Below are 13921 nucleotides of genomic sequence, written 5' to 3' on the forward strand. Positions count from 1 at the left end.
GCCCTCAAGTATTCCATGACCACTGCATCCGCGGTTATCTAGGCCATGGATGACCACGCATTTCTTCCACGCCCTCGTTGAATTTGCGCATCAATCGCACGAACTCCGCGAGCTCCGAGTCTTCCCAGCCATGCGTAATGTCATCGACGGTATTCTTACGCGCCTCAATCTCCCGGTGCAGCAGCTCTAGCCCCTTGTCGGTCGCGCTATGCACCTTCGCGCTTGACGACGGCGCGGACCTCTTCGCGATATACCCCTGCCGCATGGCGGCGGCCAGCTGGCGATGCACTGTAGAAATGTCCAGCCCTAGTGCATCGGAGAGCTCGGCGACTGTCATATCCGGCTGTGCTTCCAGCCTAGCCAGCAGTGCTGCGGCGGAGCGATCCAACAGGATGTCCTTACGATGTGGTCGGTAGCCGCTGGAGCTCACCCGGGATAGCAGCATGTTCTCGTAAACGAGCGCGGCCAGGTCGTCGTTTCGCACGGTGGCAGTCAATCCTCTTGTCGCCTTTATGTCGGCCCTTTAATGGGCCTGCGGGATGTATCTGTTTGCTGAACAGCCCCTATTCTAGCGCGCCACGGATGCGGTTAAGGCCGAAAAAGCACATTTGCATCATACAAACCAATTGTTATAATTCGAGCCCTAACTGCATTTTTGCATGATACAAATGCCGGAAAGCAGTTTCGCCAAAGCACTAATTCCACGATCGTTTTCAAACGAGAAAAGAGACCGTATCTTCAGCATGACAACGCATACGACCACACAGAACAGGCACAAACAGAACGAGCAGGACGAGCAGCACGGGCAAGACAAGCTCTTCTCCCCCGCGTTCATCATCAGCTGGCTGATTAACTTCAGCATGTACCTGGTGTTCTACCTTTCAATCACAGTCATGGCGCTCTACGCCGTCCAGCGCTTCTCCGCCTCAGATGCCGCCGGTGGCTTCGCTGCCAGTTCTTTCGTGGTCGGCGCCACCATCGCGCGACTCTTTTCCGGCTACTTGGTGGACACCTTCGGTGGTCGCAGAATCATGCTTGGCTCGCTCGCTGTCATCGTGGCAGCCTGTGCCGCCTACATTTGGGCCGCATCCCTGCCGGTCCTGATTGCAATCCGCATCATCCACGGCCTGACCTACGCATTAGCTTCCACCGCCGTGATGGCCGCCGCCCAGACCGCTATTCCGGCTTCGCGCCGCGCAGAGGGAACTGGCTATATCTCGCTCGGCACCACCCTGGCCACCGCGATTGGCCCAGCTCTCGGCCTAGCCCTTATTGGCTCGGTCGGCTACAGCGTCCTCTTTGCCACAGCCCTCGGCCTGTCCATTGTCGGACTGGTGCTGGCACTCGTTCTGCCACAACACAACGGGCCCACCACTGCGGAAACCAAGGCCGAGGCCACCGAGGATTCGTCGGCAAGCGAGACGAAGCGCACATTTTCCTTCGATGACATCATGACGCCGAGAGTGGTGCCGATCGGTCTGTTCATGCTGCTCATCGGCCTGGCGTATGCGGGCGTGATTACATTCCTGAACCGATACTCGCAGCTGAGCGGCCTGGCTAGAGGCGCCAGCTTCTTCTTCATCGCCTATGCGGTGGCGATGATGGCGGCGCGTTTCTCACTGGGACGCCTACAAGATCGCCGCGGCGACAACCCCGTTATCGCCATCGGCCTGGTGTGCTTCACCATCTCACTGCTTGTTCTGGCTTTCGCAACCGCTGACTGGCACGTTATCGCCGCCGGTGCGCTCTGCGGCCTGGGCTACGGCACGCTGATGCCGGCCTGCCAGACCATCTCCGTGCACCTGGCGCCGGCGCACAAGTTGGGCACGGGCATCTCGACGCTGCTCCTGCTTGTCGACGCAGGCATCGGCCTCGGCCCAATCGTGCTTGGTTCGGTAGCCGCCACTATGGGCTTCGACAAGATGTACGCAGGCCTGGCGGTTGTCGTGGTTCTCGCGGCCGTTTTCTACTGGTTCGTGCATGGCCGCAAGCCTGTTGCGAGGCGCCATCGCGTGGATCTTTAGAACTAATTGGTGTGCAGTCACTTTTCACAAGTGAATATCGCACAAGGAACACCGATAGCAGTGATGTGTCGTGAGTCACCTATACTTTTTCACATGACTGAATCATCCACACCACAGAGCATGATTTCGATTGCCGGGGTGAATAAGCACTACGGCGATTACCACGCTTTGCGCGACATCAATCTGGAAATCCCAGCTGGTCAGGTCGTAGTTGTCCTCGGCCCCTCCGGCTCTGGTAAGTCCACACTGTGCCGAACCATCAACCGCCTCGAGACCATCGACAGCGGCGAGATCCGCATCAACGGCAAACTTCTCCCAGAAGAGGGTAAGGAACTCACCCGTCTGCGTGCTGAGGTCGGCATGGTCTTCCAGCAGTTCAACCTCTTCAGCCACATGACCATTCGCGACAATGTCACGTTGGCCCCACTGAAGGTCCGCAAGATCTCAAAAGCCGAGGCCCGCGAGCGTGCGGACAAGCTGCTCGCCCGTGTCGGCATTGCGGAACAGGCTGACAAGTACCCGGCACAGCTCTCCGGCGGTCAGCAGCAGCGCGTCGCCATCGCACGCGCCCTGGCCATGGACCCGAAGGTCATGCTTTTCGACGAGCCCACCTCCGCGCTCGACCCGGAAATGATTAACGAGGTCCTCGATGTCATGACCGACCTGGCCAAGGGCGGCATGACCATGGTCTGTGTCACCCACGAGATGAGCTTCGCCCGCCGCGTGGCCGACCGCATCCTGTTCATGGCCGACGGTGCGATTGTCGAAGACACCGACCCGGAGACCTTCTTCACCAACCCGCAGAGCGATCGTGCCAAGGACTTCTTGGCCAAGATCGTCGGACACTAGGCGGGGCTGGTCACCATGAAGCTTTCACTACTACGAGGAGGCCAGGGACGCAGTCGCAACCAGGGCCGCCGAGGTGTCGTCGGCAAGCGAGTTGCGGCGGCTGTCGTAGCTGTTGCCACGACGATGAGCCTCGCGGCCTGCGGTAGCGGCGGACCCCGAAACCTGCTGGCCGATATCGAAGCCGGGCACGTGACGCTGGGTACGAAGTTTGACCAGCCGGGTCTCGGCGAGCGCACCCCGGACCGTGAGTTCGCGGGCGTCGACAACGATGTTTCCCGCTACGTCATTGAGTACATCGCCAACAAGAACGGTTGGGATGTGCCCGAGATGGAGTGGCGCGAAACCCCGTCCGCTCAGCGCGAGACGCTGATTAACAACGGCGAGGTCAACATGATCGCCGCCACCTACTCCATCAACGCTGGCCGCCTGGCTGCCGTCGACTTCGCCGGCCCGTACCTGGTCACGCACCAGGCACTGTTGGTGCGCGGTTCCGAGGGCATCCAGGGGCTTGACGACGTCGCCCCGGGCACTCGCCTGTGTTCTGTATCCGGCTCCACCCCAGCGCAGAAGGTCAAGGACGCTCTGCCGGAGGTACAGCTGCAGGAGTTCGATACCTACGCCGCATGTGCCGAAGGTGTGAAGCAGGGTGTCGTCGATGCCCTGACCACCGATGCGACCATTCTCGCGGGCTTCGCCCAGCGCTACAAGGAGCGCTTCGGCGACGACTTCCGCGTGGTCGAGCTGCGCAACCCCGATGGTTCCTACTGGACCAATGAGTACTACGGCATCGGCCTGCCCAAGGGTGATGATGCCAGCCGTGAAGCCATCAATGAGGCGCTGGAGTCGCTGTACGACACCGGTGAGCTTCAGAAGATCCTGAAGAAGCATTTGGGCGACAAGTTCGATCTCGACGACAAGCCGGCAATCGGCGATCTGTCGTTCGTAGAGAAGAAGTAGGAAGGGGTGCGAGCAAACAATGAATCCAGAACTATGGAGTGAAATGGGGCCGGAACTGCTTCCGGCTTTCTGGGTGACCATCAAACTGACGATTGCTTCGGCAATTGGTTCCCTGATTTTTGGCACGCTTCTCACCGCTATGCGCGTGAGCCCCGTGGGAATCCTGCGTACCCTGTCAACTTGGTACATCAACATTGTCCGCAATACCCCGCTGACGTTGATTGTGCTGCTGGCCTCAATGGGTCTCTACTACAACTTGGGGCTGCTGCTGGCTGCGGAGAATGACTCCTTCATTGTCAAGCAGAACTTCCGTCTCGCGGTGTTGGCCTTCGTTGCCTACACCTCGTGCTTCGTTGCGGAGTCCCTGCGCGCCGGTATTAATACTGTGCCGTTCGGGCAGGCCGAAGCCGCCCGCTCCCTGGGGCTTAGCTTCGGCCAAAGCTTCCGCTACATCATCTTCCCGCAGGCGTTCCGTGGCGCTATCGTGCCGCTCGGCAACACCCTGATCGCGCTGACCAAGAACACCACGATTGCCTCGGTAATCGGTGTGGCTGAAGCGTCGCTGCTGATGAAGACCATGACCGAAAACTACGCCAGCGATATCCTGATTATCTTCGGCATCATCGCTGTCGGCTTTATTATTCTGACTCTGCCGACCGGCCTGTTCTTCGGCTGGGCTGGCAAGCGATGGGCGGTGAAGCGCTAATGGCTACTCGCGCAACAGTTCTTTACGACGCGCCGGGCCCCAAGGCTCAGCGCTTCAACCGAACCCTCACCTGGATCGTGGCTGCAATCACCGTTGCGATCCTCGCCGGGGTCGGAATGAAACTGGCCGACAAGGGCCAGTTCGAGGCGAATAAGTGGTCGTTCTTCCTCGAATCCACCACTTGGACCACGTACATTCTGCCCGGCTTGGTCAGCACCATTATCGCGGCTGTGGTCTCTATTGTGTTGGCACTGGTTATTGGCGCTCTCCTGGGCGTCGGCAGGCTGAGCCCGGTCGCACCGGTGCGCTGGCTGTGCTCGGTGATTGTCGAGTTCTTCCGCGCCATTCCGGTGCTGGTGCTCATGCTGTTTGCCTACTCGGTGTTCGCGCTTTGGCAGCTGTTTCCGTCGAACTACCTCGGCTTTGCCGCCGTTGTGTTTGGCCTGACCATGTACAACGGCTCCGTCATTGGCGAGACACTGCGTTCCGGCATCGAGTCGCTGCCGAAGGGCCAGCGTGAGGCTGCGATTGCGCTGGGTCTCTCCCACCGCCAGACGATGGTCACTATTTTGCTGCCGCAGGCAGTCGCCGCCATGCTGCCGGCGATTATCTCGCAGATGGTCATTGCGCTGAAGGACTCCGCGCTGGGTTACATGATTGGCTACGTCGAGGTTGTCCGCTCTGGCCGCCAGCTTGGCGAGTACTACGGCGCCATGATTCCATCGCTGGTCGTCGTAGCAATCATTCTCATTGCCATCAACTTCGGCCTTGCCAACCTTGCTGAGCGCATCGAAAGCCAGCTCCGCGCCGGCCGCGCCCGCCGCAACATCATTGCGAAGGTCCCGCATCAGCCTGATGTCGGTGTCACCACCAAGGACCAGGCCAACGTGGATTGGCACGATGAGGACTACAAGGACCTCCGAGGCACCTACGAGTAAAGCTAATCACGGCTTAACGCCACACTTGCTTTACGACGAACACAGCGACGCCGCCCACGGAAACTGCTTATGGTTTCCGCCGGGCGGCGTTTTTGTTTGGCTACGGCCTTTGCCTTCGCTCCTATCGATGAGCTACTCACTGATGGCCACGCTACAGCGCAACGATAGGTGAATAGCGTGGCCACAAGTGCCGGGCACTACTGCGACCGTGCTCTACTACGACTCAGACTTCGTCCCCGACTCCTCTGGGCTCTCTGATTCCGACTTTTCGCCAGACTCAAACTCGCCTTCAACGACCACATCGGACTGAATAACCAGACGTCCCTCTTCATCGTGGGTGTACTCAAAGCGCGGCAGCTCATTGCCCTCTTCGTCGTAGCCCGGCGCGGGTGCGGCTTCGTGCTTCTCCAACTTCTCTGGAGTATCGGTCTTCTCCCACTGGCGGGTAACCGGCTTGCGCACTGCCATGTGGTCATCACTCATGCCTTTGACCAAGGAGTACATCATCACAAAGTGGAGGAAGAAGAACGGTACACCGATAACAATCACGGCAGACTGCAGCGCTTCCAGTGCGGTTTCACCAGAAATCAGCAGCAGAGAAGCTGCCACAGCACCAATCATGACGCCCCACAGCACGCGGTAGAAGGTCGGAGCCTTGTTTTCCTCACCGGTAGACATCATGTCCATCACCATCGAAGCGGAGTCAATGGAGGTGACGAAGAAGATCATAATCACAAAGAGCGCAAACACACTGACAAGGGTTGCCAGTGGGTACTGCTCCAGCAGGATAAATAGAGCCGGCGAGGGATCCCCTCCTTCGACGACTGGTTCCGTCAGAATGCCCGGCTGCTCATTTTCCAGTTCGAAGCCAGCGCGGCCGAAGATAGAGAACCACATGATTGACACGATTGTCGGCAGTGCAATCACACCGGCAATGAACTGACGCACAGTACGGCCGCGGGAAATACGGGCGACGAACATGCCCACAAATGGCGACCAGCAGATTGTCCAGGCCCAGTAGAAGACCGTCCAGGCGCCCTGTTTCCAATTCGGGTTGACGTCGTAGGAGTCAGTCCAGAACATGATGCGAGGCAGCGCATCCAAGTAGACACCTGTCGTATCGACGGTCTGGCGCAGCAGCGTCAATGTCGGGCCCATGAGCAGCACGAAGACCATCAATGCCATGGCGGCCCAAATGTTCGCATTGGACAACACCTTAATACCTTTGTCCAGACCGCGGGCCACGGAAATCGAGGCAATCACAATAATGATGGCAATCAGAATGAGCTGCACCATCGAGCTTTCCGGGGTACCGATTACACGTGCAGCACCGGAGTTAATCTGCAGCGCACCCATGCCCACCGATACCGCGATACCGACGACGGTACCGATGATGGCGACGGCGTCGATAAGCTTGCCCGGCCATGAGTAGATGCGGGTACCGAGCAGCGGCGCGAAGATGGAGGAGACGCGCGGCGGCAGGTGACGCTTGTAAATGAAGTACCCCAGCGCGAGCCCCGGCAGCGCCATGATGACCCACATGTGAATACCCAGGTGGTAGATGGTAAATGCCATCGCAGTGTTCTGAGCTTCGCGGCTCATCGGCTCTTGACCGAACGGCGGGTTGTAAGCGTGGTTGAGCGGTTCAGCCACGCCCCAGAACATCAGCATGGAGCCAGTACCACCGGCGAAGAGCATGCCGAACCACTCGGCGATGGTGTATTCGGGCTCTTCGTCATCATCGCCAAGCTGGATGCGTCCGTAGCGGGACACAAACAAGCCGATGAGGAAGATAAAGCTTGCCGAGACACCACCGATGAACAGCCAGCCCATGTTAGACGTAACCCAATCGGAAGCGGCCGAGTAGGCATCCCGAGCGGTATCCCCCAGCGCTATGGTCACTGCCACAAAGAGGACAATGAAACCCATCGCTGTCGTGAAGATCAACGGGTCGGTCGGCAGGTTCTTAAGAAAACCGCCCGACTTCTTTTCTTGCGTTTTTACTTGTGGCGTTTGTGTAGATCCCATTATCGGGGTCAGCGCCTTTCACTTCTAGATTGTCTGTCTCAGAAAAGACAGCTCGGAAGACACATTCCTCCCAAGTCGGTTATCTACGTTACAAAAGGAAGCCCAGTCATTCTCAATAACTAAGCCTTTGTGCTGTAATTGCGACTTTTTCCTTCGAGTTCACGCTGGTTTAACTGAACGTCAAAGTGGAAAACCTATCGTTCGACTCCATGCAGCTTTCCCGTCGCAGCGCTCTACGTTTAGGCGCATCCACCGCACTTGCCACTTCAGTCACGCTCGCTCATGCCTCTAGAGCTGCGGCTTCAGCTACACCGGGTTCGCCGTCACTGGCCTCCCCATGGTTACTGCGTTCTCGGCCACAGCTCACCCACGGCGTTGCAAGTGGCGATATCCGCGGCGACGGCGCATTAATTTGGGCTCGCTCAGACCGCCCCGCCCACATGGTGGTTGAAACTGCTGCAACTGAGAGCTTCCAGAATGCCAAGGTATTCCGCAGTAACTCTCTGTTAACTCCAGACACTGACGGCACCGGACGTCTACGTGTCGTCGGTCTCGAACCGGGGCAGGAAATCTTCTATCGCGTCACGCTCGAAGAGGCAGATACTGGAATCTGCTCTGATCCCGTTATCGGCACCTTCCGTACTGCCCCAAACCGCGCATCCAACATCCGCCTGCACTGGTCCGGCGATGTCGCAGGTCAGGGTTGGGGAATTAACGACGAAATCGGTGGCTACACCGGCTTTTCCACCATGATGGAGCGCAATCCAGACCTATTCATTCACTCAGGCGACACCTGCTATGCCGACGGTCCGCTGGATGAATCCGTCACGCTTTCCGACGGCACTGTGTGGCGCAACCATGTCACTCCGGCCAAATCCAAGGTTGCTGAAACTCTCGAAGAGTACCGGGGCCAGTACTCCTACAACCTCATGGACAAGAACTACTTGGCCTTCAATGCGCAGGTTCCGCAGCTAGTCCAGTGGGATGACCACGAAACAGTCAACAACTGGTACCCCAACGAAGTCCTAGACGATGATCGCTATACCGAGCGCGATGTCAACACCCTGGCCAAGCGTGCCTACCAGGCCTTCCATGAGTGGCAGCCAATTGATCAACAAATGGCTGTAGATGGGCGCGTCTACCGCAAGGTTTCCTACGGCCCGTTGCTAGACATATTCATTCTGGATATGCGCAGTTACAAGGGAGAAAACACTTCCAATAATCCGCGCTCGACAACCGAAGAACCAATCCTTGGCGAAAAGCAGACCAACTGGTTAATCGACTCCCTCAAGGACTCCCGCGCGACGTGGAAGATTGTTGCTAATGACCTACCGCTTGGAATCATCGTCCCCGACGGCGACGATGGTGACCAAGAAAGCGTATCCAATGGTGCCGCCGGTGCACCTGCAGGACGTGAACGTGAAATCGCCCGCCTGCTCAGCGCCATTAAAGATGTTTCAAATGTCGTCTGGCTCACCGCCGATGTGCACTACACCGCGGCTCACCACTACAGCCCAGAGCGCGCACAGTTCACCGACTTCGCACCCTTCTGGGAATTCGTCTCCGGTCCTCTCCACGCGGGCGCATTCGGCCCCAACGAAATGGATTCGACCTTCGGGCCGAAGGTGGAGTACGTCCACGCACCGGGTAAAGACAATGCCAACGCCGACCCCACACAGGACTTCCAGCACTTCGGCGAAGTCGATATCGACGGCGACTCACGCGAGATGACCGTCCGTCTGCTCACCACCCGCGGCACCGAGTTGTGGTCGACAACGCTAAAGCCAAAAGCGTAGGCGCACTGTTCAACAGCGCGTGGCGGTAGCCACTAATTAGTGCGTTCCGCCACGCTTTACGACGGTCTCCTGCCCCGCAGCCTGCCAGGCCACAATGCCCCCGTCCAGATTGATGAGCTCCGGTATGGCGCCATCAGCCTCAATCTCGCTGGCCAACAGCTCAATTGCCTGTTGCGAGCGGGCACCCGAGTGGCAGTGAATCAGAACTCGTGGGTAGTTCGACTGGAGGTTCCGCTCAGCCCACGCTTCGCGAATCGCAGCCCACCCACGGCTGCGAATGTTGCCGAGTGGCACAAGCACAGATCCGGCAATGGCAGCCTCCGCGTGTTCTTCAGGCTCGCGTACATCGATGAGAGGCACACCCTCGGCAAGAAGCTCGTGCGCCGTGTTGGGGCCAATGCTGCGCATGCTCTGCGCCGGGGCCTCCTCATCCTCGGTCCACGAAGCTGCGCACACCTGCGCAATTTCGGTCAAGTCGGAAACGGGTTCGCGCTCCGGGTCGGCTGCAAAGGACAGTGGGCGGGTGGTTGCCTCCAGGGCGTCGATAAGCACGAGTTTGCCGACGGCGACCTTGCCGACACCAGTGAGCACCTTGATAGCTTCGACGACCATCATGGAGCCGATCTGTCCGACCATTGCGCCGAGGACACCGCCTGCGGCGCACGACGGCACGGAGCCGGGATCGGGGATGTCGGGGTAAAGATCGCGAAGCATGGGGCCGTGGCCAGGCCAGAAGACGGACAGTTGCCCTGCGAACTGCAGAATCGTGGCCCAGACCAGCGGCGTTCCGGTCAGCTCCGCGGCATCGGAGGACAGGTAGCGCGTGGCGAAGTTGTCCGCGCCGTCGAGCACTACATCGTGAGTGGCGAAGAGCTCCTCAGCATTGTCGACGCTTAACCTGCCGACGATTGCGGTCACCGATGCCTCGGAGTCAAGGCGCCGCACGGCATCCGCGGCAGATTCGGCCTTCGGGCGACCAATGTCGGACTCACGGTGAATGACCTGGCGCTGAAGATTGGACTCGTCGACCACGTCATCGTCAATGATTGTGATATGCCCGACCCCTGCCCCGGCCAGGTATAACAGCGCAGGCGATCCCAAGCCACCAGCTCCGATAACGAGGACGCGGGAGGATCGCAAAGTTCGCTGCCCCTCGGCACCAAAGCCCGGCAGTGTTAGGTGCCGCGCGTACCGGCGCAGGTCGCGGTCCGAAAGATTGACACCCTGCTCCGCCATTACAGAGAATCCTGCTCGCGTGCGCCGCTGACGCGCTCAGTGATGATGCCCTCAAACGACGAGCTCGCCTGGGCCAGTCGACGCCGTGGGATGCGACCCGACTCGCGAGCAGTCAGTCCTGCCTCAACGCCGAAGCGCATCGCTGTGGCCATGCCCACCGGATCATGTGCACGGGTCACTGCGGATGCCAACAGCACTGCATCGCAGCCAAGCTCCATCGCCTGAGCTGCCTCAGACGCGGTACCGATGCCCGCATCCAGGATGATGGGCACATTCGCGCGGTCCACAATCAGCTCGATGTTGTGTGGGTTAAGAATGCCCAGACCAGTGCCAATCGGCGAGCCCGCCGGCATGACAGCTGCACAGCCCAGATCTTCCAGCCGCTTGGCCAGCGCCGGATCGTCGTTGGTGTAGGCGAAAACGACGAAGTCGTCAGCTACCAACTGCTCCGCTGCCGCAACCAGCTCGACCGGGTCCGGCAGCAGCGTGTCCTCGTCGGCGATGACCTCGAGCTTTAGCAGATTGGTCTCCAGCGCCTCGCGGGCCAACTGCGCAGTCAGCACCGCGTCACGAGCGGTATAGCACCCCGCAGTATTCGGCAGCGCCGCAATATTGTTGCGCTGCAGAATCTCAAAAACGTTCTGCTTCGTGCCGGGCGTAAAGCGGCGCATCGCCACCGTAGTCAGCTCGGTGCCCGAAGCCACCAGCGCGCGCTCCAGCGTATCCATGCTGGTCGCACCGCCAGTTCCCATAATCAGACGGGAGTTCAACTCCAGTCCGCCAATGCGCAGCGGTTCGCGTGTAAGTCCGCTCGCCGTCCCGGTTTCATTTTCCTGCGCGGACATATTTGCTTGTGCGGAATTCTCGGTCATCTCTAGCCTCCCTGAACTGCTGTCACGATGTCGATTGCACCTGCCACGGGCGTGCTCGCCCACTTGGCTCGCGGGATTACCGCACCATCCACGGCTACCGCGATTCCCAGGCGGGTGCCGTCCGCGGCAGTGCCGTCGTCGTTAAGCGCGTGCCCCGTGTGCTTTGCGACGAGATCTGCGACCATCTCCCCCGCAGCCGGTGTGTAGCCTTCGCCATTGAGTGTTGTGGTGGACATAAGCGAGCCTCCTCTAATCGCTGAAGCGGAATGGATTGACGGCGGAAAGAAGCACCGGGTCGTTGTCAGTTTCCCGACCTGCGACGACATCGGCCGTGAGCTTGGAACCGATGGCCGTAAGCAGAATGCCGTGACGGAAGTAGCCGGTGGACACGGTCAGTCCTGGAGCCACGCGGCCAATCATGGGGACATCGTCCGGGGAACCCGGCCGGGCGCGGGCGGTCATCTCGTAGATTTCGCAGTCGAGAATGCCGGGCACCAGGCGGTATGCGTCGCGGAGTAGCTGGTGGACTCCTTCGGCGGAGACGCCGGTCAGGTCATCTTCACGCGAGGTAGCGCCGAGCACGACGGTGCCGTCAGCACGCGGGACGATATAAACCGGACGCCCCTGAACCACACCGCGAATAGTGCGGGTGACCAGCGGCCGCAGGCGCTCCGGTACACGCAGACGCAGCACATCCCCATAGACCGGGCGCAGTGGCAGATTCAGATTCTCCGGCAGCCCGGTGATATCGGCAGTGTTCAACCCCGCAGCCAGAACGACCTCATCGGCGAGATAATCACTTCCGTCCGCACCGCGCAGACCGATGGCGCGGTCGGAAGCGTAGATAACCTCTTCCGCGCGGGTGCGGATGACACGGCCTCCCAGGATAGTCAGCAGTGCGTCGGCGAGCAGACGCGGATTGACCTGGTGATCTCCTGGAATATCCACCGCACCAACACAACCCGGCCCCAGTGCCGGCTCGGCCCGGCGCGCTTCGGTGGCGGTAATGCGGTTGATCTCCATACCCATGTCATGCTGCAACTCAACGAGCTCGCTAAGGGTCTGCCGGTCGGCGGCATCACCCGCACAAACAAACGTGGAATTTTCGATATAGCCGACATCGTGGCCCGATTCCTCGGCGATGGCCTGGGCAAAGTCGCGGTAGAGCTTGCCCGACTCAACCATCAGCGGATACAGCGTCGGCTGATCCCACACGACTTCGGCCACCGGCGCCAGCATGCCAGCCGCGGCGAAAGTTGCGCCGGAAACGGGCTCGGCATCGAGGACGGTCACATCGATTCCCTGGCGAAGTAGTCTCCATGCCGTCGCCAAGCCAATAATGCCCGCACCTGCGATAACAACGCTTGACGACGTATCCCCTGTGCCACCCTCACCTATCGAGGCAGCACCCATAGCGGCAGCATTCACTGCCATTCCTCCCTCCGGCGGCATAACCCGCATCAGGTAAAAGCGGTCGGCGTTATTCGCCCTCTCAGCCAGCGGCATCTCATCGATGCCGAGTACGGCTCCCGCGGAACGTAGTACTCCCCCATCATATGACTTCCCGATGGCCGCCACTACACCGCATCCTCGACCTCGCCTAACATGGGGACATGAACGCCTCATCAGCTGCCACTCGCACAACACGACGCGCCCTGCTTGCCGACGCCCGCCTGTACCTCTGCACCGACTCGCGTGCATCCCGCGGTGATCTGCGCGAATTTCTGCACGCCTGTTACGAAGGCGGCACCGACATCATCCAGCTGCGCGACAAGAAAGTCGACACTCGCGACGAGATTGCCGCCGTGGAGATCCTCGCCGAGGTCGCCGCTGAACACGGCAAGCTCTTCGCCGTCAATGACCGCGCCGACATTGCCGCGCTGACCGGCGCAGACATTCTGCATGTGGGCCAGGAAGACCTCACGACCGAGCAGGCCCGCCAGATCGTTGGCCCCGAGGTTCTCATCGGCCGATCCAACCGAAATCTGGACATGTTCGCCGCCTCACTTGCCGACGATGGCATCGATTACGCGGTAATCGGCCCGGTGTATGCCACCCCGACGAAGCCCGACCGTCAGCCCGTCGGAGTCGAGATGGTTCATGAAGCTGCGGCACTGGTGCGGAGAGTGCGGGCACAGGGATCAGCGGAGTCCCACCAGGATTCCGTGGCCGATATTGTGCGCCCACACGACCGCGGCGCAAGTGACCCCGTCAAGCCATGGTGGGCAATTGGCGGTATCAACGCCGAGACCGCCAATGCGGTTATCGCCGCTGGTGCGGAGCGCATTGTGGTGGTTCGCGCACTGACCGAGGCAGAAAATCCGGAAGAGGCAGCTCGTGCCCTGCGCGCTGCGATTACGAACGGTCGCTGAGTTTCGTGGGTTAAGTAGCAAAAGTGTGGGTTAATAGGCAAAAAGTGTGTCCGCTCGGCGTGTCGCTGGGTGGGCACCATTTGCTATCTAGCCCTACTTTGCCCCAATGCGAGTTAGTGACTGCGTTTATGACAAAAATGGCC

Annotated in this window: 13 protein-coding genes and 1 riboswitch; of the genes, 7 read left to right on the forward strand and 6 right to left on the reverse strand. The window is 59.7% G+C overall.

Features of this window, described 5'->3' with window-relative positions:
- Nucleotides 1–34: 34 nt before the first annotated feature.
- Entirely contained in the window at nt 35–484 is a 450-nt protein-coding gene (locus HMPREF2547_RS07675) for a MarR family winged helix-turn-helix transcriptional regulator (RefSeq protein ID WP_049172172.1), read from the reverse strand.
- 259 nt (nt 485–743) lie between these two features.
- Here HMPREF2547_RS07675 and HMPREF2547_RS07680 point away from each other — a divergent pair, with 259 nt between their 5' ends.
- The 5 genes from HMPREF2547_RS07680 to HMPREF2547_RS07700 all read left to right on the forward strand — a co-directional run bounded on the left by HMPREF2547_RS07680 (nt 744) and on the right by HMPREF2547_RS07700 (nt 5474).
- Nucleotides 744–2024 (forward strand): MFS transporter, encoded by a 1281-nt coding sequence (locus HMPREF2547_RS07680; RefSeq protein ID WP_070605389.1) that lies wholly within the window; start codon nt 744–746, stop codon nt 2022–2024.
- 120 nt (nt 2025–2144) lie between these two features.
- Entirely contained in the window at nt 2145–2873 is a 729-nt protein-coding gene (locus HMPREF2547_RS07685) for an amino acid ABC transporter ATP-binding protein (protein ID WP_069359127.1), read from the forward strand.
- A 15-nt stretch (nt 2874–2888) separates the two neighbouring features.
- On the forward strand, nt 2889–3830 hold the full coding sequence (locus tag HMPREF2547_RS07690) for a glutamate ABC transporter substrate-binding protein (RefSeq protein WP_070605392.1): 942 nt from the start codon (nt 2889–2891) through the stop codon (nt 3828–3830).
- Nucleotides 3831–3849: 19 nt separating this feature from the next.
- A complete protein-coding gene (locus HMPREF2547_RS07695) occupies nt 3850–4536 on the forward strand; it encodes an amino acid ABC transporter permease (protein WP_048733083.1) in 687 nt (228 codons plus the stop codon).
- Nucleotides 4536–5474 (forward strand): amino acid ABC transporter permease, encoded by a 939-nt coding sequence (locus HMPREF2547_RS07700; RefSeq protein ID WP_070438833.1) that lies wholly within the window; start codon nt 4536–4538, stop codon nt 5472–5474. Before HMPREF2547_RS07695 ends, HMPREF2547_RS07700 begins: the two co-directional genes overlap by 1 nt.
- A 216-nt stretch (nt 5475–5690) precedes the next feature.
- On the opposite strand, the gene HMPREF2547_RS07705 is transcribed toward HMPREF2547_RS07700, so the two are convergent.
- The gene (locus tag HMPREF2547_RS07705) at nt 5691–7502 is read right to left on the reverse strand and encodes a BCCT family transporter (protein ID WP_049189683.1); all 1812 of its coding nucleotides are present in this window, start codon (nt 7500–7502) and stop codon (nt 5691–5693) included.
- 209 nt (nt 7503–7711) lie between these two features.
- On the opposite strand from HMPREF2547_RS07705, the gene HMPREF2547_RS07710 reads away from it, so the two are divergent.
- On the forward strand, nt 7712–9298 hold the full coding sequence (locus tag HMPREF2547_RS07710) for an alkaline phosphatase D family protein (protein ID WP_070605394.1): 1587 nt from the start codon (nt 7712–7714) through the stop codon (nt 9296–9298).
- A 36-nt stretch (nt 9299–9334) separates the two neighbouring features.
- On the opposite strand, the gene HMPREF2547_RS07715 is transcribed toward HMPREF2547_RS07710, so the two are convergent.
- Genes HMPREF2547_RS07715 through thiO form a run of 4 tightly spaced genes read right to left on the reverse strand, consistent with a single transcriptional unit; the run spans nt 9335 to nt 12819 of the window.
- Complete coding sequence (locus HMPREF2547_RS07715; protein ID WP_070438815.1) at nt 9335–10534, reverse strand: ThiF family adenylyltransferase; 1200 nt, start codon at nt 10532–10534, stop codon at nt 9335–9337.
- Entirely contained in the window at nt 10534–11379 is an 846-nt protein-coding gene (locus tag HMPREF2547_RS07720) for a thiazole synthase (RefSeq protein ID WP_070601152.1), read from the reverse strand. Before HMPREF2547_RS07720 ends, HMPREF2547_RS07715 begins: the two co-directional genes overlap by 1 nt.
- Before the next feature lie 29 nt (nt 11380–11408).
- The gene (locus tag HMPREF2547_RS07725) at nt 11409–11642 is read right to left on the reverse strand and encodes a sulfur carrier protein ThiS (RefSeq protein ID WP_070601122.1); all 234 of its coding nucleotides are present in this window, start codon (nt 11640–11642) and stop codon (nt 11409–11411) included.
- Nucleotides 11643–11655: 13 nt separating this feature from the next.
- Entirely contained in the window at nt 11656–12819 is a 1164-nt protein-coding gene (gene thiO, locus HMPREF2547_RS07730; protein ID WP_070605404.1) for a glycine oxidase ThiO, read from the reverse strand.
- A gap of 7 nt (nt 12820–12826) precedes the next feature.
- Nucleotides 12827–12949: riboswitch (TPP riboswitch) on the reverse strand.
- 70 nt (nt 12950–13019) lie between these two features.
- Between thiO and HMPREF2547_RS07735 the strand changes: the two genes are divergently transcribed.
- The gene (locus tag HMPREF2547_RS07735; RefSeq protein ID WP_070605397.1) at nt 13020–13778 is read left to right on the forward strand and encodes a thiamine phosphate synthase; all 759 of its coding nucleotides are present in this window, start codon (nt 13020–13022) and stop codon (nt 13776–13778) included.
- Nucleotides 13779–13921 lie beyond the last annotated feature (143 nt).

The organism is Corynebacterium sp. HMSC055G02 (genome assembly GCF_001809065.1).
GTDB classification, from domain to species: Bacteria; Actinomycetota; Actinomycetes; order Mycobacteriales; family Mycobacteriaceae; genus Corynebacterium; species Corynebacterium jeikeium_D.

Excerpts from the sequence above, each read along its gene's own strand:
- HMPREF2547_RS07680 (WP_070605389.1), top strand. The coding sequence starts at position 744 with ATGACAACGCATACGACCACACAGAACAGGCACAAACAGAACGAGCAG.
- HMPREF2547_RS07685 (WP_069359127.1), top strand. The coding sequence starts at position 2,145 with ATGATTTCGATTGCCGGGGTGAATAAGCACTACGGCGATTACCACGCT.
- HMPREF2547_RS07690 (WP_070605392.1), top strand. The coding sequence starts at position 2,889 with ATGAAGCTTTCACTACTACGAGGAGGCCAGGGACGCAGTCGCAACCAG.
- HMPREF2547_RS07695 (WP_048733083.1), top strand. The coding sequence starts at position 3,850 with ATGAATCCAGAACTATGGAGTGAAATGGGGCCGGAACTGCTTCCGGCT.
- HMPREF2547_RS07700 (WP_070438833.1), top strand. The coding sequence starts at position 4,536 with ATGGCTACTCGCGCAACAGTTCTTTACGACGCGCCGGGCCCCAAGGCT.
- HMPREF2547_RS07705 (WP_049189683.1), bottom strand. The coding sequence starts at position 7,502 with ATGGGATCTACACAAACGCCACAAGTAAAAACGCAAGAAAAGAAGTCG.
- HMPREF2547_RS07710 (WP_070605394.1), top strand. The coding sequence starts at position 7,712 with ATGCAGCTTTCCCGTCGCAGCGCTCTACGTTTAGGCGCATCCACCGCA.
- HMPREF2547_RS07715 (WP_070438815.1), bottom strand. The coding sequence starts at position 10,534 with ATGGCGGAGCAGGGTGTCAATCTTTCGGACCGCGACCTGCGCCGGTAC.
- HMPREF2547_RS07720 (WP_070601152.1), bottom strand. The coding sequence starts at position 11,379 with ATGTCCGCGCAGGAAAATGAAACCGGGACGGCGAGCGGACTTACACGC.
- HMPREF2547_RS07725 (WP_070601122.1), bottom strand. The coding sequence starts at position 11,642 with ATGTCCACCACAACACTCAATGGCGAAGGCTACACACCGGCTGCGGGG.
- thiO (WP_070605404.1), bottom strand. The coding sequence starts at position 12,819 with ATGGGTGCTGCCTCGATAGGTGAGGGTGGCACAGGGGATACGTCGTCA.
- HMPREF2547_RS07735 (WP_070605397.1), top strand. The coding sequence starts at position 13,020 with ATGAACGCCTCATCAGCTGCCACTCGCACAACACGACGCGCCCTGCTT.